The 24,429-nt window shown below is 56.3% G+C and carries 26 protein-coding genes; 15 read left to right on the top strand and 11 right to left on the bottom strand.

From position 1 onward, the window contains the following. Window positions 1-63 precede the first annotated feature (63 nt). From hcaD to hcaE, 5 genes are read right to left on the bottom strand one after another with little or no spacing between them, the layout of a single operon-like run. Entirely contained in the window at window positions 64-1,266 is a 1,203-nt protein-coding gene (hcaD, locus tag GJ746_RS18685; RefSeq protein WP_154682773.1) for a phenylpropionate dioxygenase ferredoxin reductase subunit, read from the bottom strand. A gap of 9 nt (window positions 1,267-1,275) precedes the next feature. Next, the gene (gene hcaB / locus GJ746_RS18680; RefSeq protein ID WP_154681537.1) at window positions 1,276-2,088 is read right to left on the bottom strand and encodes a 3-phenylpropionate-dihydrodiol/cinnamic acid-dihydrodiol dehydrogenase; all 813 of its coding nucleotides are present in this window, start codon (window positions 2,086-2,088) and stop codon (window positions 1,276-1,278) included. Then, window positions 2,088-2,405 (bottom strand): 3-phenylpropionate/cinnamic acid dioxygenase ferredoxin subunit, encoded by a 318-nt coding sequence (gene hcaC / locus GJ746_RS18675; RefSeq protein ID WP_154681536.1) that lies wholly within the window; start codon window positions 2,403-2,405, stop codon window positions 2,088-2,090. The genes hcaB and hcaC overlap by 1 nt, the downstream gene beginning before the upstream one ends. Next, on the bottom strand, window positions 2,405-2,923 hold the full coding sequence (gene hcaF, locus GJ746_RS18670; protein WP_154681535.1) for a 3-phenylpropionate/cinnamic acid dioxygenase subunit beta: 519 nt from the start codon (window positions 2,921-2,923) through the stop codon (window positions 2,405-2,407). The genes hcaC and hcaF overlap by 1 nt, the downstream gene beginning before the upstream one ends. Next, window positions 2,920-4,281: a 3-phenylpropionate/cinnamic acid dioxygenase subunit alpha gene (hcaE, locus tag GJ746_RS18665; RefSeq protein WP_154681534.1), complete on the bottom strand. Its 1,362-nt coding sequence runs from the start codon at window positions 4,279-4,281 to the stop codon at window positions 2,920-2,922. The genes hcaF and hcaE overlap by 4 nt, the downstream gene beginning before the upstream one ends. A gap of 135 nt (window positions 4,282-4,416) precedes the next feature. On the opposite strand from hcaE, the gene hcaR reads away from it, so the two are divergent. Then, a complete protein-coding gene (gene hcaR, locus GJ746_RS18660) occupies window positions 4,417-5,304 on the top strand; it encodes a DNA-binding transcriptional regulator HcaR (RefSeq protein WP_154681533.1) in 888 nt (295 codons plus the stop codon). Between the two features lie 279 nt (window positions 5,305-5,583). After that, window positions 5,584-6,717, top strand: coding sequence for a 3-phenylpropionate MFS transporter (locus tag GJ746_RS18655; protein WP_154682772.1), 1,134 nt, complete (start codon window positions 5,584-5,586; stop codon window positions 6,715-6,717). Here GJ746_RS18655 and csiE read toward each other — a convergent pair. Further along, complete coding sequence (gene csiE / locus GJ746_RS18650) at window positions 6,714-7,991, bottom strand: stationary phase inducible protein CsiE (protein ID WP_154681532.1); 1,278 nt, start codon at window positions 7,989-7,991, stop codon at window positions 6,714-6,716. The two genes, GJ746_RS18655 and csiE, sit on opposite strands and share 4 nt — an antisense overlap. Before the next feature lie 124 nt (window positions 7,992-8,115). On the opposite strand from csiE, the gene GJ746_RS18645 reads away from it, so the two are divergent. Then, the gene (locus GJ746_RS18645; RefSeq protein ID WP_154681531.1) at window positions 8,116-8,754 is read left to right on the top strand and encodes a DUF1007 family protein; all 639 of its coding nucleotides are present in this window, start codon (window positions 8,116-8,118) and stop codon (window positions 8,752-8,754) included. Then, on the top strand, window positions 8,745-9,725 hold the full coding sequence (locus tag GJ746_RS18640; protein WP_154681530.1) for a nickel/cobalt transporter: 981 nt from the start codon (window positions 8,745-8,747) through the stop codon (window positions 9,723-9,725). The genes GJ746_RS18645 and GJ746_RS18640 overlap by 10 nt, the downstream gene beginning before the upstream one ends. 56 nt (window positions 9,726-9,781) lie before the next feature. Here the strand turns inward: GJ746_RS18640 and GJ746_RS18635 are convergent, their stop codons facing one another. Together GJ746_RS18635 and suhB are read right to left on the bottom strand one after the other, a co-directional pair. After that, window positions 9,782-10,666 carry an alpha/beta hydrolase gene (locus tag GJ746_RS18635; RefSeq protein WP_154681529.1) on the bottom strand — a complete coding sequence of 295 codons (885 nt, stop codon included), beginning with the start codon at window positions 10,664-10,666 and terminating at the stop codon, window positions 9,782-9,784. A gap of 178 nt (window positions 10,667-10,844) precedes the next feature. Then, window positions 10,845-11,648, bottom strand: coding sequence for an inositol-1-monophosphatase (gene suhB, locus GJ746_RS18630; RefSeq protein ID WP_154681528.1), 804 nt, complete (start codon window positions 11,646-11,648; stop codon window positions 10,845-10,847). A gap of 120 nt (window positions 11,649-11,768) precedes the next feature. On the opposite strand from suhB, the gene trmJ reads away from it, so the two are divergent. The 11 genes from trmJ (at window position 11,769) to sseB (ending at window position 20,630) form a co-directional block, all read left to right on the top strand. Next, the gene (gene trmJ / locus GJ746_RS18625) at window positions 11,769-12,506 is read left to right on the top strand and encodes a tRNA (cytosine(32)/uridine(32)-2'-O)-methyltransferase TrmJ (protein WP_154681527.1); all 738 of its coding nucleotides are present in this window, start codon (window positions 11,769-11,771) and stop codon (window positions 12,504-12,506) included. Between the two features lie 217 nt (window positions 12,507-12,723). Continuing rightward, window positions 12,724-13,215, top strand: a complete 492-nt coding sequence (gene iscR, locus GJ746_RS18620) for a Fe-S cluster assembly transcriptional regulator IscR (protein WP_004104510.1) — start codon at window positions 12,724-12,726, stop codon at window positions 13,213-13,215. Window positions 13,216-13,391: 176 nt separating this feature from the next. Further along, window positions 13,392-14,606, top strand: a complete 1,215-nt coding sequence (gene iscS / locus GJ746_RS18615) for a cysteine desulfurase (RefSeq protein WP_154681526.1) — start codon at window positions 13,392-13,394, stop codon at window positions 14,604-14,606. Window positions 14,607-14,638: 32 nt separating this feature from the next. After that, window positions 14,639-15,025 (top strand): Fe-S cluster assembly scaffold IscU, encoded by a 387-nt coding sequence (gene iscU, locus GJ746_RS18610; RefSeq protein ID WP_002913991.1) that lies wholly within the window; start codon window positions 14,639-14,641, stop codon window positions 15,023-15,025. Between the two features lie 19 nt (window positions 15,026-15,044). Beyond that, complete coding sequence (gene iscA, locus GJ746_RS18605) at window positions 15,045-15,368, top strand: iron-sulfur cluster assembly protein IscA (protein WP_002913979.1); 324 nt, start codon at window positions 15,045-15,047, stop codon at window positions 15,366-15,368. A 75-nt stretch (window positions 15,369-15,443) separates the two neighbouring features. Then, complete coding sequence (gene hscB / locus GJ746_RS18600; protein WP_154681525.1) at window positions 15,444-15,959, top strand: co-chaperone HscB; 516 nt, start codon at window positions 15,444-15,446, stop codon at window positions 15,957-15,959. Between the two features lie 15 nt (window positions 15,960-15,974). Next, complete coding sequence (gene hscA, locus GJ746_RS18595) at window positions 15,975-17,825, top strand: Fe-S protein assembly chaperone HscA (protein WP_154681524.1); 1,851 nt, start codon at window positions 15,975-15,977, stop codon at window positions 17,823-17,825. Between the two features lies 1 nt (window position 17,826). Next, complete coding sequence (gene fdx / locus GJ746_RS18590) at window positions 17,827-18,162, top strand: ISC system 2Fe-2S type ferredoxin (RefSeq protein WP_154681523.1); 336 nt, start codon at window positions 17,827-17,829, stop codon at window positions 18,160-18,162. Window position 18,163: 1 nt separating this feature from the next. Beyond that, on the top strand, window positions 18,164-18,364 hold the full coding sequence (iscX, locus tag GJ746_RS18585) for a Fe-S cluster assembly protein IscX (RefSeq protein ID WP_004104502.1): 201 nt from the start codon (window positions 18,164-18,166) through the stop codon (window positions 18,362-18,364). Window positions 18,365-18,471: 107 nt separating this feature from the next. Further along, window positions 18,472-19,758 carry an aminopeptidase PepB gene (pepB, locus tag GJ746_RS18580; protein WP_154681522.1) on the top strand — a complete coding sequence of 429 codons (1,287 nt, stop codon included), beginning with the start codon at window positions 18,472-18,474 and terminating at the stop codon, window positions 19,756-19,758. Between the two features lie 95 nt (window positions 19,759-19,853). After that, complete coding sequence (gene sseB / locus GJ746_RS18575; protein ID WP_154681521.1) at window positions 19,854-20,630, top strand: enhanced serine sensitivity protein SseB; 777 nt, start codon at window positions 19,854-19,856, stop codon at window positions 20,628-20,630. Window positions 20,631-20,663: 33 nt separating this feature from the next. Here sseB and sseA read toward each other — a convergent pair whose 3' ends face one another. The 3 genes from sseA to GJ746_RS18560 form a co-directional block, all read right to left on the bottom strand. Beyond that, entirely contained in the window at window positions 20,664-21,509 is an 846-nt protein-coding gene (gene sseA / locus GJ746_RS18570) for a 3-mercaptopyruvate sulfurtransferase (RefSeq protein WP_154681520.1), read from the bottom strand. A gap of 124 nt (window positions 21,510-21,633) precedes the next feature. After that, the gene (locus GJ746_RS18565) at window positions 21,634-22,818 is read right to left on the bottom strand and encodes an amidohydrolase (RefSeq protein WP_154681519.1); all 1,185 of its coding nucleotides are present in this window, start codon (window positions 22,816-22,818) and stop codon (window positions 21,634-21,636) included. Between the two features lie 35 nt (window positions 22,819-22,853). Beyond that, on the bottom strand, window positions 22,854-24,065 hold the full coding sequence (locus tag GJ746_RS18560) for a hypothetical protein (RefSeq protein WP_154681518.1): 1,212 nt from the start codon (window positions 24,063-24,065) through the stop codon (window positions 22,854-22,856). Window positions 24,066-24,429 lie beyond the last annotated feature (364 nt).

Genomic DNA, 24,429 nt, shown 5'->3' with positions numbered 1-24,429 from the left:
ACACAATTTTGCTTCCCGCCACGTTAGTTCTAGCATCATCCTCCGGCCCGCTGAGTAGCAGGATTACCGCGTTTTTAAGGGTATTGCTTCATTGCACAGCGCCTCGGCGCTCACCAGTTGACCACTCTGGATAAGCTTACGTAGCGTGCGGATCTCGCGGCCGTGATTGAGGGCAACCGCACCGGTTAACGCGCCATCGCGCAGCTGAAACCAGATCGCTTTGCGATCGGCTGGCGTTCCCCGACACCACCACTTTTCACCGTGCATATCGCCAATAAACTGCAGGTTATCCAGGTACTGATCGGTCCAGAACCATCCCGGAGCCCCGGCAGGCCGTGGCCTGCCAAGCATGGCCGCGGCGGCAATCTGAGCCTGAACATTGGCGTTTTCCCAGCTCTCGACGCGCGCCAGCGAACCGTCCGTCTGCCGCGTCAGCGTCACATCGCCGGCGGCGAAAATAGCCGGGTCTGAGGTTCTGCAATCGGCATCCACGACGATACCGTTGGCGGTTTCCAGCCCGGCGCGGCGGGCGAGGGTATCGTTAGCCACGATACCAATGCCATACACCACCGTATCGGCGTGCAGGGTTTCTCCGCTCTGTAAGGTCAGGGTGAGAGGCGTTCCCGGTTCCGCCTGTTCAATGACGCTGTTCAGCAGCACCCTTACTCCGGCCTGGCGATGGCGGGCCAGCAGGTAGTCGCGGACCGGCCATGGGGCGTTGCGACCCATTACCGTCGGCGCCTGCTCCACCACCGTGACGCGACAGCCGCGCTGAATAGCGCTGGCGGCCAGCTCAAGGCCGATGGTGCCTGCGCCGACGATGACCACAGCGCTCCCGGGCTGCAGCGCCGCGCGCAGCCGCATAGCGTCACCGGCGTGACGCAGGGTCAGGCAGCGTTCCCCAAGCGCGTCGAGCAGCGGCAGTGGCCTGGCGGCGGCGCCGGTCGCCAGTAGCAGCTGCGTCCAGTGAAAGATGCGATTGTCCGCCAGCGTCAGGCTCTGCGCCTGGCGATCGATATCACGCAGCGCCACACCGAGATGTAACTCGACGTGGTTGTCCTGCCACCAGCTGGCAGGTAGCACCGGCTGTAGCTGAGGAGTTGCGTCCAGCAGCATCGCTTTCGACAGCGGCGGACGCTCATACGGTAAACAGGATTCATCAGAAAACAGGTGCAAGGAGCCATGGTAACCCTGCTGGCGAAGGGCGGCTGCGGCCATCGCTCCGGCTTGTCCGCCGCCAATAATGGCAATCATCGGTTCGCTCATCATGACTCCTTAAAGGTCCAGCCCGGCGGCCACATGGCGGATCCCGCGGATCCCCAGACCACCATCAGCGTTGATCATGACCCCACTCAGCGTCCGATTGTTGCGTCGGGAGGCCAGCATGACGTACGGGCCGGTGAAATCGGCCGGTTCCGGGAAAAACTGCAGCGGCAGAATGGCGGCGATCTTCTCCGCCGTCAGGGACTGCATTATCGCGGTGTCGCTTTGCCCCAGCGCCTGCGGGCCGCGCAGATCGGTCGCCATACCGCAGGGGCCGACGCCGTTGACCCGCACCTTCGGCGCCAGCTCGTAGGCCAGCTGGCGTATTAAGCCGGTCGCCGCATGTTTGCTGGCGGTGTAGAGCGGGCCGCCGCCGCCCGGATACCAGGCCGCGTTAGAGAGAGTCAGAATAATGCTGCCTTCGCTGGCGATTAATGCCGGGGCGCAGGCCTTAGCGCCGAGCAGATAGCCCAGTACGTTGACGTTGAACAGCTCATGGAAGCCGCTCTCCAGCGCCCCGGCCGGGGTATCCATCAGGGAGGCGTTATGATCCCAGATGCCGGCGTTGCCGATAAAACAGTCCAGTCTGCCAAAGGTTGTGAGGAGCCGATCCACGGCCTTCTGATAATCGGCGTAGCGGGTCACGTTGCCTTCCACTGCCAGCACCTGCTCACCAAAGCGCTGGCGCAGGCTGGTGACTTTTGCGTTCGACAGTTCGAGGGTCGCGACCTTCGCCCCTTCGTCAATAAAGCGTTCGATCAGCGCCAGGCCCAGGCCGGAGCCGCCGCCGGTAATCAACACGACGTTATCACGTAAATCGCTCATCAGGCCTCCTCAGGTATATCGATAAACACATCGCCGCCTTCCACGTGCACTGCATAGGTGGTTAGCGGGTCGGTGGCGGGCAGGCATAGCGCTTTACCGGTTTTCAGGCAGAAACTGGCGGCATGCAGCGGACACTCCACCGTCGCGTCGTCTTCCAGATAGCCTTCGGACATCGACGCGTTGCCATGGCTGCAGCGATCGTTAAGGGCATAAAACGCCCCGCCAATATGGAACAGGGCAATGACGGGAGAGGTGTCCAGGCGGAGGGCTTCTCCCTCCGGTAGCTCCGTGGTGGAGCAGGCGAATATACGATTCATCAGAAGAGTACGCTCAGGTTGTGGGAGGCGATCACGGCCTGATCGAGCACGATATCTCGTGCCGCCAGACGCCACTCGCCGTCAGGCAGACGACGGACGGTGTCCCGCCGCGTTCCGACGTAACAGATCTCGTCGCGTTCCTTTTGCGCGCGATAAAGGAGATAGTTAAGGCGTACGGCGAACAGATCCGGTTGCCCGGTTTCGCCGATCTGCAGGTTGCCGATCAGATGGCGGGTGCGGGAGGGCGGTTCCTCGGCCCACGCCATGCCGGTTTCCAGACGGGCGATGCGACGCTCAAGCTGATCTTTGTTATCGTTGAAGAGCCAGGTGGTCGGCGGTTGTACCCCTTTTCGGCGGTCGCGGGTCTGAGCGTTGACGGTGGTGCGCATGGTGTAGCGGATCCCGTCGTCCAACAGCGCCAGCCAGTCGCGAAACTGCCAGTCGTCCAGCAGACGCGCCTCCTCATAGAGGAACTGGCTGATGCGGTAGTGCAGTTCAGGGGAGACTAAAGCGCTCATTTCATCACCTCCTGCTGGTAAGCGGCGGTTTTTTCCTGCACTTCCTGCCACGTTTCACTGCTTAACAGGTCGGCCCAGCGCTGGTACATACCGCGGGCGGCAGTTTCCGAGAAGATATAGTTGGTTATCCCCGGAATGCCGTCAGTGCGGCGTTTTTCCTGACCTAATCCCATCTCCAGGCACAGGTCGGTGTGACGCGCCCGGTGGCCTTTCAGCAGTTTTTGAATTTCACACCAGTTTTCCGAGTCATCCTGCTCGAGGAAACCTGCTGGACCAAAGGCGCGCGTGGCGCTGTTTTCAAACGCCGCTTTGACCTCATCGGAGGCGGCTTTATCGGTAAGACAGAATGCCCAGACTTCAACCCGATCCGGTCCGCGCGGGTGCCAGACGCGCAGCGTGGCGGTGCCGTTGAGCCAGGAGAGGGTCGGGAAGATATTATTGTGGCCCGCGAGGCGCAGGGCGCGCACGGTGCCCAGCCGCTGCTCGGCTTCTGCAAAAGTGTCGCGGTAATAGCTGGAGACCTCACCGTCGACCCAGACGTTAGCATCCGGTTGCTCGGTAAAGAAGAAGCCACAGCCGTGCCCATCCTGGCCGAACTGCAGCGCGTCTTTGGCGGTTTCCCACACCGGGCGGGCGGTCTGACCGTCGCCCAGGCGCTTATCACTACCGTCATCTTTCGCTCCCAGCACCTGCACCGCAGAGGCATGGCTGAACAGAGCGTGATACTGATCGCTGGCGAACTGCTCGGCGGGAAATTTCCAGTTGCAGTCGATGATCCACTTCTGCACGCCGCCGACGATTTCGGTCCCGCCTTCACGACGATCGAGGACGCCGTCCAGATACCAGGCCATATCGCCCAGATAGTCACGCAGCGCAGGAGCGGAGGGATCCCAATTGGCGAAAATGAGGCCTTTGTAGCTTTCCACGCACGGGACTTCATTAAGCCCCCAGTGGGACTTACATAGCCCCTGCGGATAGGCGCGCGGCTCAAGCGGGACATCGATCAGCTCGCCGTCTATGCCATAGGACCAGCCGTGATAGGGGCAGGTAAAGGCGCGGGTGTTACCGCAATCGGCGTAGCTGACGCGCATCGCGCGGTGACGGCACTGGTTTAAAAAGGCCTTGATACTGCCATCCTTCTGGCGCACCACCACCACGGCATCTTCACCCATGTAAGTGTTAAAGAAATCTCCCGCTTTCGGGATCTGGCTTTCATGGGCCAGAAACAGCCAGCAGCGGCCAAAGATCCTTTCCAGCTCAAGCTGATAAATTTCCGGGTCGGTATAGATCCGCGGGGTGACGCGACCATTTTGCGGGTCGACCAGCTGATAGACGTCAGTTTTCATTTCTGTGGTCATATTTTTAATCCTGTGGGGTAAGAGGTATTGACCTTCTCTTTTTTATGTCATCCTTATGTTGCTTGTGGGTTATCAATGTGTGAAATAGTTAATTTCTACCAGCTGAGATGTTTTATCGATAACAAGGAGGCGTTGATGGAATTGAGGCACCTGCGCTACTTCGTGGCGGTGGCGCAGGAACTAAACTTCACCCGCGCGGCGGAAAAACTGCATACCTCACAGCCTTCGCTGAGCAGCCAAATCCGCGATCTTGAACAGTGCGTTGGCGTGTTGCTGCTTGAGCGTGACAAACGCAAGGTGATGCTGACGGCGGCGGGAGAGTGTTTTCTGCAGGATGCGAAGGCGATCCTTGAACAGGCAGAGAATGCCAAAATGCGTGCGCGTAAAATCGACCAGCACGACAATCACCTGGCGATTGGTTTTGTTCCCTCTGCCGAGGTGAATTTGCTGCCTGATGTTCTGCCCTTGTTTCGCCGTAAACAACCGGATACCCGGGTTGAGCTGGTCAGTCTTATCACCACCGAGCAGGAAGATAAAATTCGCAGCGGCGAACTGGATATTGGACTGATGCGCCACCCGATATACAGCCCGGAAATTGACTACCTTGAACTGCTCCATGAACCGCTGGTGGTGGTGTTGCCGGTAGATCATCCTTTGGCGAAAGCGGAGAAGGTGAGCGCCAGCCAGCTGGATGGCGTCGATTTTGTCAGCACCGATCCGGCGTACTCCGGCGCGCTGGCGCCGATCGTCCAGGCGTGGTTAGAACAGCAAAATAGCCAGCCGCGCATTGTCCAGGTGGCGACCAATATTCTGGTGACCATGAATCTGGTGGGCATGGGGCTCGGGGTGACTTTGATACCCGGCTATATGAATCATTTTAATACTGGTCAGGTGGTTTTTCGTCCTATCGCCGGCAACGCGCCCACCATTGCGCTGCTGATAGCGTGGAAGAAAGGGACCATCAAAGCGGCGCTGGCCGATTTTATCGAGACCGCCAGAGAGCATGCCGCGGCCGTGGGATAATCTCCTGCATTTGCCGGGCCGCCCGCTGGGGGATGCCCGTCCGCGCTGCCGTGGGCAATGGTCGTATCTTGTGATGAGCTTCACGCTTTTAACGCAAACCTTCAGGGTTATGCCTGGCAGAATGTCTGGTCTACCAGCCTTTACACTCCCACGCCCGGCGCCAGAACCGCGGCGCGTCACCTGCGCTATCAGACGGAAAAAGGCCTTTTTAGCCACTTCGCATCACTTGCGCCTGCCGGGGTTTATCGCCAGACTGTCGCCACCATTCGGGAGGAAATCATGGTCTTGCACTCCACGCGCTGGCTGGCGCTTAGTTATTTCACCTACTTTTTTTGCTACGGTATCTTCCTGCCTTTCTGGAGCGTGTGGCTTTCCGGACTTGGCCTGACGCCGGAAACGATAGGCATGCTGCTCGGCGCCGGCCTGGTGTCGCGTTTTCTTGGTAGCCTGCTGATTGCCCCACGGGTCAGCGACCCCTCCCGGCTTATCTCTTCGCTGCGTATTCTGGCTCTGCTGACGCTGCTCTTTGCCCTCGCTTTTTGGGCGGGTAACCATGTTGCCTGGTTAATGGTGATTATCGTCGGCTTTAACCTCTTTTTCTCGCCGCTGGTGCCGCTGACCGACGCGCTGGCGAATACCTGGCAAAAGCAGATAACGATGGATTACGGGCGCGTGCGTCTGTGGGGGTCGATTGCTTTTGTGATAGGTTCCGCGCTCACCGGTAAGCTGGTTAGCCTGTATGACTACCGGATGATTCTGGTGATGCTCAGCATCGGCATAGCGTCAATGCTGATAGGCATGTTGTTAAAGCCCTCGGTGCAGCCGCAGGGTGAATCGCGCCACCAGGAAGCGGCTGGCATGGCGGCCTGGCTTACGATGGTGCGCCAGAGCTGGCGCTTTCTCGCCTGCGTCTGTTTGCTGCAGGGGGCGCACGCCGCCTACTACGGATTCAGCGCTATTTACTGGCAGGAAGCGGGCTATTCCGCCTCCGCCGTCGGCTATTTGTGGTCGCTGGGCGTGGTAGCTGAAGTGGTGATTTTCGCGCTGAGCAAAAAAGTCTTCCGTCGATTCAGCGCTCGCGATCTGCTGCTGCTTTCCGCAGCGTGCGGGGTGGTGCGCTGGACGCTGATGGGCTGGACCACGGCGCTACCGGGGCTTATCGTCGCCCAGATTCTCCATTGTGGCACCTTTACGGTCTGTCATCTGGCGGCGATGCGCTATATCGCCGCCCGTCAGGGCAGCGAAGTGATCCGCCTGCAGGCGGTCTACTCGGCGGTCGCGATGGGCGGCAGTATTGCGGTGATGACGGTTTTTGCCGGTTTCCTCTATCAGCACCTGCACCAGGGCGTTTTCTGGGTGATGGCTGTGGTGGCTTTACCGGCGCTGGTGCTGCGGCCAAAAGCGGTGTCTTAAGTCTCCAGCATTTTGCAAATCTGCTGCCGCTGGTGCTCGCTGAACGCCTCTTCAGCATGAAACAGCGGCGGTGAAAACAGCGGCAGCGCCGTAGTATAGGGAGTGACGATAAGCGTGACTTCCTTCGGCGCGCCTTCTTTCTGAAACTTACTCACGCTCAAATACTTAATGTTAAGCGGCAGCAGGGTTAATTCGCGCAGCTGCTGCTCCAGCGCTTGCTCAAGATCCGGGTTATCATCGGTAAGCAAAACAACCTGTTTCTCCTGCAGATCGCTTTTTTGCATTAGCCATGCGCCGAAAATTACCGCGATTAACCCCACTTCTTCCTGACTAAAACGTATTTGCCAGCTGGCTTCAAAATCCTCTAAGGCTGCCTGAGTCGTTCGCATCAATCGGGGATAAAGACGGCTAATCTCTTCCGGCAGCGCGTTATCAATACCGATGGCGAAGACGCTGCGGTGTAACGCCTGCGAGAGATGAATATAGAGCTGATCGCTCAGCCCCTGCTCATCGCTAAACGGCCGGCCTGCCAGATCCTGGAAGCGGTGAATCAATCTGGCGATGGCCAGATGCAGGCGCCGGTCGTGCTGGTGCCCATCACGGATAGGATCGGGGGTTTTTAGCAGCATAAACAGCAGGGCCAGAAACAGCTGTTCTCCGGCATGGGGCGTCGCTGCCACCCGACGCTGCCAGTGACGGACAATCTCTTCCGCGAGGGTAAACTCGGCGGCGGCCTGCGCCCAACGCTGCTGCTCATGGGTAAAAGAAGGACTCTGGCCGAGGTGGTGCTGCAGCAAACAATACTGTAAATAAAGACGGAGAAAATGTACGTCGCGGCAGTCAAACTGTCGGTTCAGCGTTCGCGCGCAGCGATTCACCAGAGCCTGAAGATTCGTGTCGTCATACAGCGTACGTGCGATACCCTGCTGTTTAAGCTGCGTTTTTAATGCCGGGGTAAAATGGTGGCTGATAAAATGCGGGCATAAGCGTAGCCCCCGGCGCAGGCCGTGCAGCAGGCACAAACGTTGATCGAGCGTGGCGCCTTCCATCCGATAGCTGCCGTCCGCTTGTGAAGCTAGGGTCAGGCGGTGATAACGCTGAATTTCGCGTCCCGTCTCCGCGATGTCCTGCCTGGCGGTATCCTCATCTACCTGAGTGAGGCTACCCAGCCATTCGGGCGTGACGGACTGCCCGGGCAGATAAAACATCAGGAGCACCTGACTACGGCGCTGTGGACTGGAAAGTACCGGTGGTGGTTCAATCACTGTCATCATCCGGTTAGTTCCAGTTAGGGTTTTCGTTAAGAATAGTTAATGTATTAAAGGTGACCAGGGTAGCTCCGTGTCTTTACATCAGGATTGCTGGCGGAGTTCACAGAATTTTTCACGTGAGGAACAGATGAATAGAGTGAAACAATGCGTCAGCGCAGCGTTTTTCATGTTTTTATCGCTATCTGCGGCGGCGCATCCACATAGTTTCATCAGTTTGCAAACGGAAGCCGTGGCGGAAAATGGTCTGCTCACCAGCTTTAAAATGCGCTGGACAATGGATGAAATCACCTCTGCCGATCTGCTCTATGATGCGGGCAATGCTAAACCCGGTAGCGAAATCTGGAAAAAGCTGGCGGCGGAAGTGATGGCGAACGTACTGGGCCAGCATTATTTCAGCGAGCTGTGGCATAACGGCGAGAGAGTGAAGTTTGATAATCGGCCCGATGGCTATGGCCTTGAGCGCAGCGGTCATCAGGCGGTACTCTCTTTTACTCTGCCGCTGGCGAAGCCGCAGCCGATGGCCGGGCAAACCTTCACCTTTTCGACCTACGACCCAACTTATTATGTTGATATGTATTATGACCAGGACGCAGACTTTGTTCTGCCGGCTGCGATGACCGCGAGCTGCACGGCAAAAGTGATGACGCCGAAACCTAATGAAAAAATGTTGTCCTATGCACAGTCGCTGGATAAAGCAGATGCGCCGCCGGAGGATATGGAACTGGGAAGCTACTTCGCGCAAAAGGTGACGCTGCAATGTCGCTGATTTTGGCTCCAACCGGAGGTTCATCGCGTTGGCGACAGCTGTGGCCGCTGGCGCTATTTTTGCTGCTGGCTGCGGGGGCTGGTTTCTGGCTGTGGCAGGCCTGGCCGCAGGTCCTCCTGCAAAGCGCCGTTTGGCAGCGCGCGCTGAATCTTGAACTGAGTCGACTTCTGCAAGCGGTGGCGGAAAATCCCTCCGCCGCGGGGCTATCGCTGCTGGGCTTTAGCTTTGCCTATGGTGTTCTGCACGCGCTGGGGCCGGGACACGGTAAGGTGGTGATTACCACCTGGCTTGCGACTCATCCTTCGAAGCTGAAATCAAGCATTGGCCTGACCCTGGCCGCTTCGTTGCTGCAGGGAGTCGTGGCGATTGCTTTAGTCGTGGTCGTTCTCACCTTGCTACGGTTGCCGGCAAGACAGCTGCATCTGAGCAGCTTCTGGCTTGAAAAAGGCAGCTATCTACTGGTCGGCGCGCTGGGTCTGCTGCTGTGCTTCCGGGCGTTGAAAAAACTGCGGATGCTGCTGCGACGGCCGAAATTTACTGCCTTTACTCCGCATCACGTACATGACGCTAACTGCGGCTGCGGGCATCAGCACATACCCGGGCCGGAGCAGCTCCAGAGTGGTGATGACTGGCGCGCCAGGCTGGTGATTGTGCTGTCGATGGGAATGCGCCCCTGTTCCGGGGCTATTATGGTTCTGTTGTTCAGTAAGGTTATCGGCGTATTTGGCTGGGGGATGGCGGCAGCGCTGGCGATGGCGGCGGGTACCTCGCTGACGATTAGCGTGCTTGCTCTGCTGGTTCACGGTTTTCGCCAGCTGGCGGTCAGGCTGAGCGCCAGACAGGCGCCGGTGCTATGGAAGCAGGTGGGCTGGGCAACCCTGGCGCTGGCCGGTAGCGTGATTTTGCTGGCGGCGGCGGTGGTTATGTGGAGCAGTGCAGTGCCAGTAGGGCGCGGGTTAAGGCCGTTTTAGTATCTTTGACCAAGCTAACATCCTAAAATATAGGCGATTGATTGTGTCATCGTTGTTTAATTCTTAGCATCCTGCAGCGCATTTTGCATAAAGCTCACCATCACATCCCGGTAGCGCTCGCCGTGGCGTTTGGAAAATGCATCAATATGCTCGCCATTAGGAATAAGGATTTCCTGCTTCGGCTGACCAGCCAACTGGTAGAGTTTTTCGCTGTGTTCCCAGGGAATAACGTGGTCCGCTTTACCATGAATAATCAGCACCGGAATAGGGCTGATAGAGGCGATATTACGGTCTGCGCTATAGCTATCATTGAGCAAAAAACCGCTGCCGGGGATCATTTTATTGGCGATAGCCGAATAGGATGAAAAGGTTGAGTCGAGAATAACGGCGCGGATACCTGAGCGATCCGTTGTACGCTCGTTGACGCAATCCATACAGTTCCCAATGGCGGCAAGGATGTTATTGCCTCCCAGACTTTGCCCCAGCAGCACCAGACGCTGCGGATTTACGTCGCTGCGCTGACGCACATAGTTGATGGCGCTTATCGTATCGTCATATAAGCCCTGCTGCGAAGGTGTGCCTTGCGATTTACCAAATCCGCGATAGTCGAACATGAAAAGGTTGTAGTTGCGTTCCGGCAGCCAGCTAACTAGCGGCCAGTGCGCCGACATATTTCCTGCGTTGCCATGAGCATGTATCACCGTAGCTACCGCGTTCTCTGTGGAGCCGGTGGTTGAGGGAATAAACCAGCCGTGCAGGAGGGTGCCATCTTTAGCGGTAAAAGTAACGGATTGAGCAGGCCAGGGATCCGGGCCATAGACTTTGTCATCGGGATAGTAAAAAGCATTGATGGCGACGCGAGGCAGCAGATAAGCACATACCACCGCAATACAGAGGATGAAAACGTATCTGGCGCCGCGCTTGCCGCCGGGAAAAGTCATGAGTGTTTCCTTACTGCTTCCCGTTAACAGCCGTGTGGGAAAGTCGCAGTTCAATCCGTTGCTAAAAGAGAAACTATCGTGTGAGAGGGCGGCGCGAAAGTAAAGTGTCAGAGGTGAGTTTCGGAAAAAGGTCTGGGGGAAATTAACGGGCAGGAGCGACCCCACCCGTTGAGCGGAATTAACGCTTCAGCGCTTCGCTCAGCTGCTCGCGCATATTCGCCAGCATGGCTTTTACAACGCGCGGGTTACCCGCAACGATATTGCCGGTCAGCAGATAGTTATGGCCACCCGTAAAGTCACAGACAATCGCGCCGGCTTCACGAGCGATCAGTTCACCAGCAGCGAAATCCCACGGTTTCAGCGCGATTTCAAAGTAACCGTCCACGCGGCCAGCGGCTACGTAGGCCAGATCCAGGGCGGCGGAACCGGTGCGGCGGAAATCCGCGCATTCGGTGAACATGTTGCCGAGGATATTCATATAAGCGGTGGCGTGCTGCTTCGCTTTGAACGGGAAGCCGGTGGCGATGATCGTGCCATCCAGGTCGCGAGCGCTGCTGCCGCGCAGGCGGTAGCCGTTCAGCTGTGCGCCCTGACCGCGGGTTGCGGTAAACAGCTCGTTACGCATTGGATCGTAAACCACGGCAACTTCAGTACGGCCTTTAATGCGTACGGCGATGGAGACGGAGAAGTGCGGCAGACGTTTTACGAAGTTGGTGGTGCCATCCAGTGGATCGATAACCCATTGAACATCCTGATCTTCACCCTCATGTTCACCGCTTTCTTCGGTGATGATGGTGTGCTGCGGGTAAGATTTGCGAATGGTTTCGATAATAATCGCTTCAGCGGCTTTATCGACGTTGGTCACAAAATCATTGCTGCCTTTCTGGCTGGTTTCTACGGAGTCAGGTGTTTCGTAGTGCTTGGCAATTAAATTACCCGCCTTGCGCGCTGCGCGCACGGCGATGTTCAGCATCGGATGCATCGGTATCTCTCACTGGATGTTAAAGAACGGGAAAAAACGGCGCATATAGTAACAGTGAAATCTGCCCATGTCTCCGTTTTATGATAGCATGCACGAATAATCTTTAGCCGAAGAACCATAATGCTGCAAAATATTCGAATCGTACTGGTAGAAACCTCACACACCGGCAATATGGGCTCCGTCGCCCGCGCAATGAAAACCATGGGATTAACTAACCTCTGGCTGGTCAATCCGCTGGTAAAGCCTGATTCACAGGCTATTGCCCTGGCGGCCGGGGCCAGCGACGTAATTGGTAATGCCAACATCGTTGATACTCTTGATGAAGCGCTGGCGGGCTGTAGCCTGGTTGTTGGTACCAGCGCGCGTTCGCGCACGCTGCCGTGGCCGATGCTCGATCCGCGCGAATGCGGCCTGAAAAGCGTTGCTGAAGCGCAGCACGCGCCGGTGGCGCTGGTGTTCGGTCGCGAGCGCGTTGGTTTGACTAATGACGAACTGCAGAAGTGTCACTACCACGTGGCGATTGCCGCCAATCCGGAATACAGCTCGCTGAATCTGGCAATGGCGGTGCAGGTTATCGCCTATGAAGTGCGGATGGCCTGGCTGGCGGCGCAGGAGCAAAATGAACCTGTCGTCGAGCATGAAGAAACGCCTTATCCGCTGGTGGATGATTTAGAGCGTTTCTACGGGCACCTTGAGCAGACGCTGCTGGCAACCGGTTTTATCCGCGCCAGCCATCCAGGGCAGGTCATGAATAAGCTGCGCCGTCTGTTTACCCGCGCTCGCCCGGAGAGCCAGGAGCTGAATATTCTGCGCGGCATGCTGGCGTCAATCGAGCAACAGCAGAAGAACAAACAATAGCGCCGAAACTGCGGCTTCCCCTGTCTCTGTAGAGGAGGGGGCGAGTAGGGGCATCAGGCCGAGCTGAGAGAAAACGGCACGGAAAGCTAAATACCTGACTAAAACAGTCAAGTAAATAGTTGACCAATTTACTCGGGAATGTCAGACTTGCCCTTGCTATGCAATACCCATATTAATAAAAAGCCCGGGCAGGGGCGAGTTTGAGGTTAAGTAAGACATGAGACTGACATCTAAAGGGCGTTATGCCGTGACCGCGATGCTTGACGTTGCGCTCAACTCTGAATCGGGTCCGGTGCCGTTGGCTGATATTTCAGAGCGTCAGGGAATTTCGCTTTCCTATCTGGAACAGCTGTTCTCTCGCCTGCGCAAAAATGGCCTGGTTTCCAGCGTACGTGGTCCAGGCGGCGGTTATCTCTTAGGTAAAGAAGCGGGTAGCATCGCGGTTGGCGAAGTTATCAGCGCAGTTGACGAGTCCGTTGACGCCACCCGTTGTCAGGGTAAAGGCGGCTGCCAGGGTGGCGATAAGTGCCTCACTCACGCGCTGTGGCGCGATCTGAGCGAGCGACTGACCGGTTTTCTGAATAACATCACGCTGGGCGAATTGGTGAATAACCAGGAAATCCTTGATGTTTCCGGTCGTCAGCATAACCATGAATCTCAACGTAATACCCGTGCTCAGGACGCCATCGACGTCAAACTGCGCGCGTAGCTCTCGCTCAGTTTCATCTTGCAGCTATCCGGCTGCAGGATGAAACGAGTTGAGTAAAAAGATAAAAAAGATTTTCGAATCAGGCCGGGATGCCTCGACATTCCGTGTACTCGGTCGTACATCCAGCCGGTTGCCTGATTCCTTGCATTGAAGCGATGTACGGAGTTTATAGAGCAATGAAATTACCGATCTATCTCGACTACTCCGCAACCACGCCGGTGGACCCGCGTGTTGCCGAGAAAATGATGCAGTTTCTGACCCTGGACGGGACCTTTGGTAACCCGGCCTCTCGTTCACACCGCTTTGGCTGGCAGGCTGAAGAGGCGGTAGATATCGCCCGTAATCAGATTGCTGAGCTGGTCGGCGCCGACCCGCGCGAAATCGTCTTTACCTCCGGTGCGACTGAATCCGACAACCTGGCGATTAAAGGTGCAGCCAACTTTTATCAGAAAAAAGGCAAGCACATCATCACCAGCAAAACCGAACATAAAGCCGTGCTGGACACCTGTCGTCAGCTGGAGCGCGAAGGGTTTGAAGTAACCTACCTCGCCCCGCAGCGTAACGGTATTATCGATTTAAAAGAACTGGAAGCCGCGATGCGTGATGACACCATCCTTGTTTCCATTATGCACGTGAATAACGAAATCGGCGTGGTGCAGGATATCGCTACCATCGGCGAGATGTGCCGCGCCCGCGGTATCATTTACCACGTTGACGCCACCCAGAGCGTGGGCAAACTGCCTATCGACCTGAGCCAGCTGAAAGTTGACCTGATGTCCTTCTCCGGCCACAAAATCTATGGTCCGAAAGGGATCGGCGCGCTGTACGTGCGTCGTAAACCGCGTATTCGTATTGAAGCGCAGATGCACGGCGGCGGTCACGAGCGCGGCATGCGTTCCGGTACTCTGCCTGTTCACCAGATCGTCGGTATGGGTGAAGCTTACCGTATCGCGAAAGAAGAGATGGAAACTGAAATGGCCCGCCTGCGCGGCCTGCGTGACCGTCTGTGGGCTGGCGTGAAAGATATGGAAGAGGTTTACCTGAACGGTGATCTTGAGCAAGGCGCGCCGAACATTCTCAACGTCAGCTTCAACTACGTTGAAGGCGAGTCGCTGATTATGGCCCTGAAAGATCTCGCGGTCTCTTCCGGTTCAGCCTGTACTTCCGCAAGCCTCGAGCCATCCTACGTGCTGCGCGCGCTGGGGATGACCGACGAGCTGGCGCACAGTTCTATTCGTTTCTCTTTAGGTCGTTTTACTACCGAAGAAGAGATTGACTACACCATCAATCTGGTTCGCAACTCCATCGGTCGTCTGCGCGATCTTTCTCCGCTGTGGGAAATGTTCAAGCAGGGCGTGGATCTGAACAGTATCGAATGGTCACATCACTAATTCGGCACCAGTACACATAAGGAGAATTCATCATGGCTTACAGCGAAAAAGTTATCGATCATTACGAGAATCCGCGCAACGTCGGTTCTTTCGACAATAGCGACGAAAACGTCGGCAGCGGCATGGTCGGCGCGCCGGCTTGCGGCGATGTGATGAAGTTGCAGATTAAGGTCAACAATGAAGGTATCATTGAAGACGCGCGCTTCAAGACCTACGGCTGCGGTTCCGCCATTGCTTCCAGCTCCCTGGTGACCGAATGGGTAAAAGGGAAATCGCTGGATGAAGCCCAGGCGATTAAAAACACCGATATCGCCGACGAGCTTGAACTGCCGCCGGTGAAAATCCACTGCTCTATTCTGGCGGAAGACGCGATTAAAGCCGCGATTGCGGATTACAAAAGCAAACGTGAAGCAAAATAATTAAGAGTTGAGGTTTGTTATGTCGATTACTTTAAGCGACAGTGCAGCAGCGCGAGTCAACGCCTTTCTGGCCAACCGTGGTAAAGGGTTTGGCCTGCGCCTGGGAGTAAGAACTTCCGGCTGTTCAGGTATGGCTTATGTACTGGAGTTTGTTGACGAACCGGCGGCAGAAGACACCGTGTTTGAAGACAAAGGCGTGAAGGTCGTGATCGACGGCAAAAGTTTGCAGTTCCTCGACGGTACGCAGCTGGACTTCGTCAAAGAAGGTCTTAACGAAGGGTTTAAGTTCACTAACCCGAACGTGAAAGACGAGTGCGGCTGCGGCGAAAGCTTTAACGTGTAATTGCAATGTAATCTAAGCCCCACTACGGACGTCCGTAAGTGGGGTTTGCTTTATCTCGTTAACCCTGAGGTTGTTATGGACTATTTTACCCTCTTCGGGTTACCGGCCAGCTATACCCTTTCGTTAGAACCCCTGGCTGCCCGGTACCAGGAGCTACAGCGCCAGTATCACCCCGACAAGTTCGCCAGCGGCAGCGCGGCCGAACAGCTCGCCGCCGTGCAGCAGTCCGCCACCATCAATCAGGCGTGGCAAACCCTTCGTCATCCGCTGACCCGCGCTGAATATCTCCTTTCGCTTCATGGTTTCGATCTCGCCAGCGAGCAGCATACCGTGCGCGATACCGCGTTCCTGATGGAACAGCTGGAGCTGCGCGAGGAGCTTGATGAGATAGGCAGGGCGAAAGATGAGACGCGGCTGGAAGGCTTTATTAAACGGGTAAAAGCGCTGTTTGATACCCGGCATCAGCTGATGGTTGAACAACTGAATAACGAGACGTGGGAGGCGGCGGCGGATACCGTGCGCAAGCTACGTTTTCTCGATAAACTGCGGAGCAGTGCGGAACAACTCGAAGAAAAACTGCTCGATTTTTAATTTTCGGAAGCAATTATGGCCTTATTACAAATTAGTGAGCCCGGCCTGAGCGCCGCGCCGCACCAGCGACGTCTGGCGGCGGGTATCGATCTGGGCACCACCAATTCACTGGTTGCTACCGTACGTAGCGGCCAGGCCGAAACACTGCCCGACCATCAGGGGCGCTATCTGCTGCCGTCGGTGGTTAACTATCAGGCTTCGGGTTTAACGGTGGGTTATGACGCGCGTGAAAATGCCGCTCAGGATCCGGTTAACACCATTAGCTCCGTCAAACGCATGATGGGCCGTTCTCTCAGCGATATTGAGGCCCGCTACCCGCATCTGCCTTATCAACTGCAGGCCAGCGAAAACGGTCTGCCGATGATTCAGACCACCGGTGGGTTGCTCAATCCGATTCGCGTTTCTGCCGATATTCTGAAGGCGCTGGCCGCACGCGCCACCGAGGCGCTGGCGGGCGAGCTTGACGGCGTAGTGATCACCGTTCCGGCCTACTTCGACGACGCACAGCGTCAGGGAACCAAAGATGCCGCGCGTCTGGCTGGCCTGCACGTGCTGCGTCTGCTGAACGAACCGACCGCAGCGGCGATTGCCTATGGTCTGGACTCCGGTCAGGAAGGAACGATCGCGGTATACGATCTCGGCGGCGGAACCTTTGATATTTCCGTGCTGCGCTTAAGCCGCGGCGTATTTGAAGTACTGGCGACCGGCGGCGATTCAGCCCTCGGCGGCGATGATTTCGACCACCTGCTGGCCGATTACCTGCGCGAGCAGGCTGGACTGAGCGATCGCAGCGACAACCGTCTGCAGCGCGAACTGCTCGACGCGGCTATCGCGGCGAAAATTGCCCTCAGCGATGCTGATACGGCGTGCGTCAACGTTGGCGGCTGGCAGGGAGAGATTACCCGCAGCCAGTTTAACGATCTGATCGCGCCGCTGGTAAAGCGCACTCTGCTGGCCTGTCGTCGCGCTTTAAAAGATGCGGGCGTTGAGGCGCAAGAGGTGCTGGAAGTCGTCATGGTTGGCGGCTCTACCCGCGTGCCGCTGGTTCGCGAGCGCGTTGGCGAGTTTTTTGGCCGTACGCCGCTGACCTCTATCGACCCGGATAAAGTCGTCGCCATCGGCGCGGCGATTCAGGCGGATATTCTGGTAGGTAATAAGCCGGACAGCGAGCTGCTGCTGCTCGATGTGATCCCGCTCTCTCTGGGGCTGGAAACCATGGGCGGCCTGGTAGAGAAGGTTATCCCACGCAACACCACCATTCCGGTGGCGCGCGCGCAGGAGTTTACCACTTTCAAAGATGGTCAGACGGCGATGTCTATCCACGTTATGCAGGGCGAGCGCGAGCTGGTGCAGGATTGCCGCTCCCTCGCGCGTTTTGCGCTGCGCGGTATTCCGGCGTTACCGGCGGGCGGGGCGCATATTCGCGTCACCTTCCAGGTGGATGCCGATGGTCTGCTGAGCGTGACGGCGATGGAAAAATCGACCGGCGTCGAGGCCTCTATCCAGGTAAAACCGTCCTACGGTCTGACCGATGGCGAAATCGCCAGCATGATTAAAGATTCGATGAGCTACGCCGAACAGGATGTCCAGGCGCGGATGCTGGCCGAGCAGAAAGTTGAAGCCGCACGCGTTCTGGAAAGTCTGGTCAGCGCGCTGGCCGCCGATGCAGCGCTGTTAAGCGCCGCAGAGCGTCAGGCCATCGATGACGCCGCGGAGCAAGTACGCGCCGCAGCGGCAGGCGATGATGCCGATGCAATTAAAGAAGCGATTAAAAATATCGACACACAAACCCAGGAATTTGCCGCACGCCGTATGGATCAATCGGTCCGTATCGCGCTGAAAGGCCAATCCGTGGACGAGGTTTAAAATGCCAAAAATTGTTTTTCTGCCCCACCAGGACCTGTGTCCGGATGGCGTAGTTGTGGAAGCTGAGAGCGGTGAAACCATTCTTGATGCCGCTCTGCGTAGCGGTATCGAGATTGAGCATGCCTGCGAAAAATCCTGCGCCTGTACCACCTGCCACTGCATCGTGCGCGAAGGCTTTGACTCGCTGGCTGAAAGTACCGAAGATGAAGACGACATGCTGGATAAGGCCTGGGGGCTGGAGCCCGACAGCCGTCTGAGCTGCCAGGCGCGGGTGACCGACGAAGATTTGGTCATCGAAATTCCGCGTTACACCATCAACCACGCACGCGAGCATTAATATGGGACTGAAATGGACCGATAGTCGTGAAATCGGTGAAGCGCTGTACGACGCTTTCCCGGATCTCGATCCGAAAACCGTTCGCTTCACCGATCTGCATCAGTGGATTTGCGATCTGGAAGAGTTTGATGACGATCCGAACGCATCCAATGAAAAAATTCTTGAGGCGATTCTGTTAGTCTGGTTAGACGAAGCCGAATAATTTTCGCGTAATGATTTACTCGGTGGTTATCAGCCGGATAAATCAACGGGCGAAAGAACTTTACGGGCTGCCATACGGCGGCCCGTTTGCTAAGAAGGATAATGATAATGACCGAAGTGATGAAAATTACGCTTACCGTGCAGCCTGCCGATGCGCGCTGGGGAGAAAAAGCGTCTTACAGTATTAATAACGACGGTATTACCCTGCATCTGAACGGCAAAGATGACCTCGGTTTAATTCAGCGCGCGGCGCGAAAAATTGACGGCATGGGCATCAAACATGTCGCGCTTGATGGCGAAGGTTGGGACACCGATCGGGCATGGGCGTTCTGGGCAGGCTATAAAGGGCCAAAAGGCAGCCGCAAAGTTGAGTGGCCGAACCTGGACGATGCGCAGAGAAGCGAACTGGACAACCGCCTGACTATTATTGACTGGGTGCGCGACACCATCAACGCTCCGGCGGAAGAACTGGGGCCGGAACAGCTGGCGCAGCGCGCGGTTGACCTGCTGTGCAGCGTGGCCTGCGATAACGTTTCTTATCGCATCACCAAGGGTGAAGATCTGCGCGAGCAGAACTACCTGGGCCTCCACACCGTCGGCCGCGGCTCCGAGCGTCCGCCGGTCCTGCTGGCGCTGGACTATAACCCAACCGGTGACAAAGAAGCGCCGGTGTACGCCTGTCTGGTCGGCAAAGGCATTACCTTTGACTCCGGCGGATACAGCATCAAACAGAGCGCCTTCATGGATTCGATGAAGTCCGATATGGGCGGCGCGGCGACGGTAACCGGCGCGCTGGCGTTCGCTATCTCGCGTGGTCTGAACAAGCGCGTGAAGCTGTATCTGTGCTGTGCCGATAACCTGATTAGCGGTAATGCCTTCAAACTTGGCGATATTATTCACTATCGCAACGGCAAAACCGTAGAGATTATGAATACCGATGCTGAAGGTCGCCTGGTGCTGGCGGATGGTCTGATCGATGCTTCTGCGCAAAAGCCTGAGTTAATTATCGATGCCGCCACGCTGACCGGCGCCGCGAAAACCGCGCTGGGCAATGATTATCACGCCCTGTTCAGCTTTGACGACAAGCTGGCGAATCGCCTGCTGGCGAGCGCGCAGGCTGAGAACGAAGCCTTCTGGCGCCTGCCGCTGGCTGAGTTCCACCGCAGCCAGCTGCCGTCTAACTTTGCTGAACTGAACAACACCGGCAGCGCGGCCTATCCGGCGGGCGCCAGCACCGCAGCGGGCTTTCTGTCGCATTTCGTGGAAAACTATCACCAGGGCTGGCTGCATATCGACTGTTCGGCAACCTACCGCAAATCTGCCGTTGAGCAGTGGTCGGCGGGCGCGACCGGCCTCGGCGTGCGTACCATTGCCAACCTGCTGACGGCAGAGTAATGGGTCTTGCCGGGTGGCGCTGCGCTTACCCGGCTGAAAAACTCGTGGGCCCGTGCGAGCGTAGCGCCGCCGGGCGATTTTGAAGTAGCGAAACTATGTCCGAAACTAAAAATGAGCTAGAAACCCTGCTGGAAAAGGCGGCTATCGAGCCAGGCCATCGTCCGGCGTTTTTCCGTACCTTGCTGGAATCCTCCGTTTGGGTTCCGGGGGCCGCCGCGCAGGGCGAGCAGGTTGTTGAAGATAGCGTGCTGGATTTGCAGCATTGGGAAAAAGATGACGGTACCTCGGTCATTCCTTTTTTCTCCTCGCTGGAAGCGCTACAGCAGGCCGTTGAAAATGAACAGTCTTTCGTGGTGATGCCGGTACGTACGCTGTTCGCTATGACTCTTGGCGAGACGCTCTATCTCAACGCCAAACTACCTACCGGCAAAGAGTTTGCGCCGCGCGAGATTAGCCACCTGCTGGGGGAAGAGGGCAGCCCGCTCAGCACTCAGACCGTACTCGAAGGCGGGGAGTCGCTGCTGCTGTCTGAAGTCGCCGAGCCGCCCGCGCAGATGGTGGATTCACTGACCACGCTGTTTAAAACGCTGAAAACGGTGAAGCGCGCGTTTATATGTTCAATTAAGGACAGCGCCGATGCGCCGGCTAATCTGCTGATTGGCATTGAAGCGGAAGGCGATATCGAAGAGGTTATCCAGGCTACCGGCAGCGTAGCAACCGATACGCTTCCCGGCGACGAGCCGATTGATATCTGCCAGGTGGTGGAGGGGGAGAAGGGGATCAGCCACTTTATGATTGCCCACATTACGCCGTTCTATGAAAAGCGCTGGGGCAGCTTTCTGCGCGACTTTAAGCAGAATCGAATTATCTAAAAATAACGGGGGCTTTTGCCCCCGTTGTTCCGTCTACTGCAGCGGTTCAATCGGCAAATCTGCCCGTGCGCCCCATTCGCTCCAGGAGCCGTCATACAGGCTAACGCCGTTAACGCCCAGGGTTGTGAGCGCCAGTAATACAACCGCTGCCGTTACGCCTGAACCGCAGCTGACAATGATTGGCTGCTCAAAGTCGACGCCCTGGCGAGCAAAAATCTCATTGAGTTCATCGGTTGTTTTGAGTTCGCCGTTAATCACCAGTTCGGTCCAGGGAACGTTTAACGCGCCGGGAATATGCCCGCAGCGCAGGCCCGGGCGGGGCTCGGCTACCTGACCGTGAAAGCGACCGGCAGGACGAGCATCGACGATCTGCGCCGATCCTTCATGGCTCACCAGCAGCACATCGGTCAGACGCTTGATCGCCTGCGGATCGAGGCGGCCGTCAAAATCACCTTCCGGTAGTTCGGGAAGGCCTTGTTCCAGCGGGAGTTCATCGCGACGCCAGCCTTCAAGACCACCGGCAACAATCGACACCTTTTCCACGCCGAAAGTACGCAGCATCCACCAGGCGCGCGGTGCGGAGAAAAGATTACCTTCATCGTACACCACCAGATGTTTATCGCTGCTGACGCCAAGTTCGCGCATCGCGACGGCAAACGCTTCAGCGCGCGGCATCATATGCGGCAGCGGGCTGGTATGGTCGGAGAGGGCTTCGATATCGAAAAAGACGGCGCCGGGAATATGGCCTGCCAGATACTCTGCGTTAACATCGCGATCTTCCTGACCCGGCGGGGCCATCCGCGCGTCGATAATCTGGATTTCCGGGTCATCAATATGTTCCGCCAGCCAGTCGGCTGCGATAAAAAACGAGGTAGACATGAGTGCCTCCGTGTCATCAACAATAGAATGATTGTTGTTGTTTTTCACAATATCGACAAGGCATTTTCAAGAGGATGCGGCGGGAATGTGATATTTCCCCCGAACCGACTCGGGGGAATGTCGGTTAAAACTGACTTTGCCGCAGATAGCGCCATGCGTACTGCGCGTAAAGTTCAGCACCGCTTTTCATCACCTGCTCATCGATATTAAAGCAGCCGTGGTGGTGCGCGTAGTCGCTGCCTTTATCTTTATTGCCTGAGCCGAGCAGCGCGAAGGCGCCGGGAATATTTTCCATATAAAAGCTGAAATCTTCTCCGCCGGTGGTTGGCTTTTCGCTAAAAAGGACGCCCTCGCCAAACGTATCGCGAATAACCGACTGTGCCAGCAGCGCGCTGCGCTCTTCGTTGATGACCGGCAGCGTACCGTAGCAGTAGTCAACCTGAGCGGTGGCGCCGTAAACGGCGGCGGTATGCTCGGCGTAGCGCGTAATTGCCGCTTCCAGACGCTGACGTGCGGCAAGACTGAAACAGCGTACGGTACCGTCAAGTACGGCGTTTTCGGCAATGACGTTAAAGCGCGTGCCAACCTCCATTCTGCCGATAGTCACTACCGCAGACTCCAGCGGAGAAGTCTCGCGCGCCACGATTGACTGGAGATTCATAACGAAAGCGGAAGCGACCACTGCTGCGTCGATACAGGCCTCCGGCATCGACCCATGACCACCGCGGCCGCGGAACGTGACCTTCAGCAAATCCGCTGACGCAAAGGAGGAGCCAACGTTGCAGGAGATTTTGCCGGACGGCGTGCCTGACCAGATATGCATCCCGAAAACGTTATCCACGTTATCGATAGCCCCCTGTTGAATCATCGCCTTCGCCCCTTCGGCAATCTCTTCTGCAGGCTGAAAGATCAGCCTGACGTTGCCCGCAAGCTGCTCGCGCACTTCATACAAGGCATGAGCCGCGGTCAGCAGCATCGCGGTGTGGGCGTCATGACCGCAGGCGTGCATTTTTCCCGTGGTCTGCGATTTATAGCCAAGCTGGTCGTTGAGCTCCAGTACCGGTAGAGCATCAATATCCGCGCGCAGAGCCACGGTTTTACCCGGCTGACCGCCGATGATGTCGGCGATAATACCGGTGGGATGAGTTCGCCGATAAGGGATACCAATGGCTTCCAGCGCTTCGGCGATGCGATCCGTGGTGCGTTTCTCTTCCCAGGGGAGTTCAGGATGGGCGTGCAGGTCGCGGCGAAAAGCGATCATCGCCGGTTCTTCTCTGGTGATAATTTCGCTTATGGCAGGGTTAATCATTAATAGCTCCATAATTTGCTAAACATTCAACGCGCTCAACCGGCAATCGGCGTCAGGTAGCCGACCAGTATTCCGGCTAACACCACCGAAACCATGGTCACGGAAACGAATCCGCCGACCAGCATCGGACCCAGCATATGGTGAGTCAGCATTTGACGCTCTTTTTCATCGAGGGTGAGGGCGTTGATGGCCTCGTTGGTAATAATGTAGTCGGCCGGGAAACCATACAGCGCGGTCAACGAGATGGCGAATGACATCGGACCGCTGACGCCAAGCAGTTTCCCAGCCAGCCAGGAGACGATAAACATACCAACAACCGCCGTGGCGATTAATACCACCATTGGGAAAAGCAGGCGCAGCAGCATTTCCGGGGTCGCTTTATTTAATGTATCAAAGATAAAAAGCATTAACGCCATAATGGCGAAGCCAAAGCCGTTAGCCTTTTGCAGGGTATGTTTTTCGAGAAAACCTAATGAAGTAAATACCACGCCAAAAAACAGACACAGTACGAACGGGCTGATATTGACTATCGGCTTTGCAAGGTCGGCAACAAACCAGGCCAGACAGCCAACCAGCGCCAGACGCAGGAATTTAAAGTAGTTACTGTTATAGCTGCCGGGTATTTTGCTGAACAGGCGCGGCATTTTCTCTTCCCCAACGCCGGGCATTGCGTGCTCAGCTACCATATCATCGTGGTGGTGCTCGCCGCTGCGGTAACGGGCAAGCAGCGTTTTACCTTCGCGCTGCAGCATGATCGCGGTCAGCGGATATCCGGCAAACCCTTGCATGACGTAAATCAAAATGGCAAATACCGACAGATCGATCAGGCCCGCGTTGCTTGCTCCTTGCGACATAATCAGCGAGGAGACGATGCCGCCAACTAGCGGAGGAATGGTCACCAGCGCGGTATTACGGTCGAACAGCACCATACATACTGCAAAAACGCTCGCCGCTATTCCGGCAATGCCGGCGAGTGAGATAACAACGGTCTTCCACTGCTGGGCCAGCTCTTTAAGCGACAGCAGGGTGCCCATGTTGGTGATTAACAGATACATCAGCATTATGGCAACCGGCGTGGTGATCCCTGCCCGGCTGATTATATCCTCAGGAAAAAATGTCCAGTAACCAATGAGAAACAATACCGCGCAGACAAATACCGAAGGTATCCAGGCTTTTGTACGGGTAGAAACAACGTCACCGATATAAAGAATTAAAATAATAATCGACAATGCCACCATCTGAGACATAAATAACTTCCATATTATTTATCTCATATATGTCATATGAGATGAGTTGATGTTGTGCTATCAGGCAACCCGTGGAATGCAAAATGAATAGCGGTGCCGGAGCCTTTATTTATAAAAGCTTTTATATATCCATCAATTAATAGAAACGATGCTCATTGTCAATTTATATGGCTAAAGATCATGGGTTTCAGAATAAAACCCATGGCTGGCGGCTGATATTCAATATTGATATAAGAAAAATCGCAGTACATTTACTTCGTTCAATTAACTCGCTCCCGTTCTTCCTCGCCCGGCAAGGACTCGCCGCGAACATCTATCATTATTGCAGGCGAGCGCTATTGGTAATTCAGCCATTAACGCATAA

Source organism: Klebsiella oxytoca, from assembly GCF_009707385.1.
Lineage (GTDB): Bacteria > Pseudomonadota > Gammaproteobacteria > Enterobacterales > Enterobacteriaceae > Klebsiella > Klebsiella oxytoca_C.
Note: the sequence above shows the minus strand (reverse complement) of the source record. Positions and strands in the feature narration are given on the sequence as shown.

Coding starts and splice junctions, on each gene's coding strand:
- hcaR (WP_154681533.1), top strand. CDS start 4,417: ATGGAATTGAGGCACCTGCGCTACTTCGTGGCGGTGGCGCAGGAACTA.
- iscX (WP_004104502.1), top strand. CDS start 18,164: ATGGGACTGAAATGGACCGATAGTCGTGAAATCGGTGAAGCGCTGTAC.
- suhB (WP_154681528.1), bottom strand. CDS start 11,648: ATGCATCCGATGCTGAACATCGCCGTGCGCGCAGCGCGCAAGGCGGGT.
- hscB (WP_154681525.1), top strand. CDS start 15,444: ATGGACTATTTTACCCTCTTCGGGTTACCGGCCAGCTATACCCTTTCG.
- iscR (WP_004104510.1), top strand. CDS start 12,724: ATGAGACTGACATCTAAAGGGCGTTATGCCGTGACCGCGATGCTTGAC.
- hscA (WP_154681524.1), top strand. CDS start 15,975: ATGGCCTTATTACAAATTAGTGAGCCCGGCCTGAGCGCCGCGCCGCAC.
- hcaF (WP_154681535.1), bottom strand. CDS start 2,923: ATGAGCGCTTTAGTCTCCCCTGAACTGCACTACCGCATCAGCCAGTTC.
- GJ746_RS18565 (WP_154681519.1), bottom strand. CDS start 22,818: ATGATTAACCCTGCCATAAGCGAAATTATCACCAGAGAAGAACCGGCG.
- GJ746_RS18560 (WP_154681518.1), bottom strand. CDS start 24,065: ATGTCTCAGATGGTGGCATTGTCGATTATTATTTTAATTCTTTATATC.
- GJ746_RS18645 (WP_154681531.1), top strand. CDS start 8,116: ATGAATAGAGTGAAACAATGCGTCAGCGCAGCGTTTTTCATGTTTTTA.
- sseA (WP_154681520.1), bottom strand. CDS start 21,509: ATGTCTACCTCGTTTTTTATCGCAGCCGACTGGCTGGCGGAACATATT.
- iscA (WP_002913979.1), top strand. CDS start 15,045: ATGTCGATTACTTTAAGCGACAGTGCAGCAGCGCGAGTCAACGCCTTT.
- fdx (WP_154681523.1), top strand. CDS start 17,827: ATGCCAAAAATTGTTTTTCTGCCCCACCAGGACCTGTGTCCGGATGGC.
- sseB (WP_154681521.1), top strand. CDS start 19,854: ATGTCCGAAACTAAAAATGAGCTAGAAACCCTGCTGGAAAAGGCGGCT.
- iscU (WP_002913991.1), top strand. CDS start 14,639: ATGGCTTACAGCGAAAAAGTTATCGATCATTACGAGAATCCGCGCAAC.
- pepB (WP_154681522.1), top strand. CDS start 18,472: ATGACCGAAGTGATGAAAATTACGCTTACCGTGCAGCCTGCCGATGCG.
- hcaB (WP_154681537.1), bottom strand. CDS start 2,088: ATGAGCGATTTACGTGATAACGTCGTGTTGATTACCGGCGGCGGCTCC.
- csiE (WP_154681532.1), bottom strand. CDS start 7,991: ATGATGACAGTGATTGAACCACCACCGGTACTTTCCAGTCCACAGCGC.
- GJ746_RS18655 (WP_154682772.1), top strand. CDS start 5,584: ATGGTCTTGCACTCCACGCGCTGGCTGGCGCTTAGTTATTTCACCTAC.
- hcaD (WP_154682773.1), bottom strand. CDS start 1,266: ATGAGCGAACCGATGATTGCCATTATTGGCGGCGGACAAGCCGGAGCG.
- trmJ (WP_154681527.1), top strand. CDS start 11,769: ATGCTGCAAAATATTCGAATCGTACTGGTAGAAACCTCACACACCGGC.
- hcaC (WP_154681536.1), bottom strand. CDS start 2,405: ATGAATCGTATATTCGCCTGCTCCACCACGGAGCTACCGGAGGGAGAA.
- GJ746_RS18640 (WP_154681530.1), top strand. CDS start 8,745: ATGTCGCTGATTTTGGCTCCAACCGGAGGTTCATCGCGTTGGCGACAG.
- iscS (WP_154681526.1), top strand. CDS start 13,392: ATGAAATTACCGATCTATCTCGACTACTCCGCAACCACGCCGGTGGAC.
- hcaE (WP_154681534.1), bottom strand. CDS start 4,281: ATGACCACAGAAATGAAAACTGACGTCTATCAGCTGGTCGACCCGCAA.
- GJ746_RS18635 (WP_154681529.1), bottom strand. CDS start 10,666: ATGACTTTTCCCGGCGGCAAGCGCGGCGCCAGATACGTTTTCATCCTC.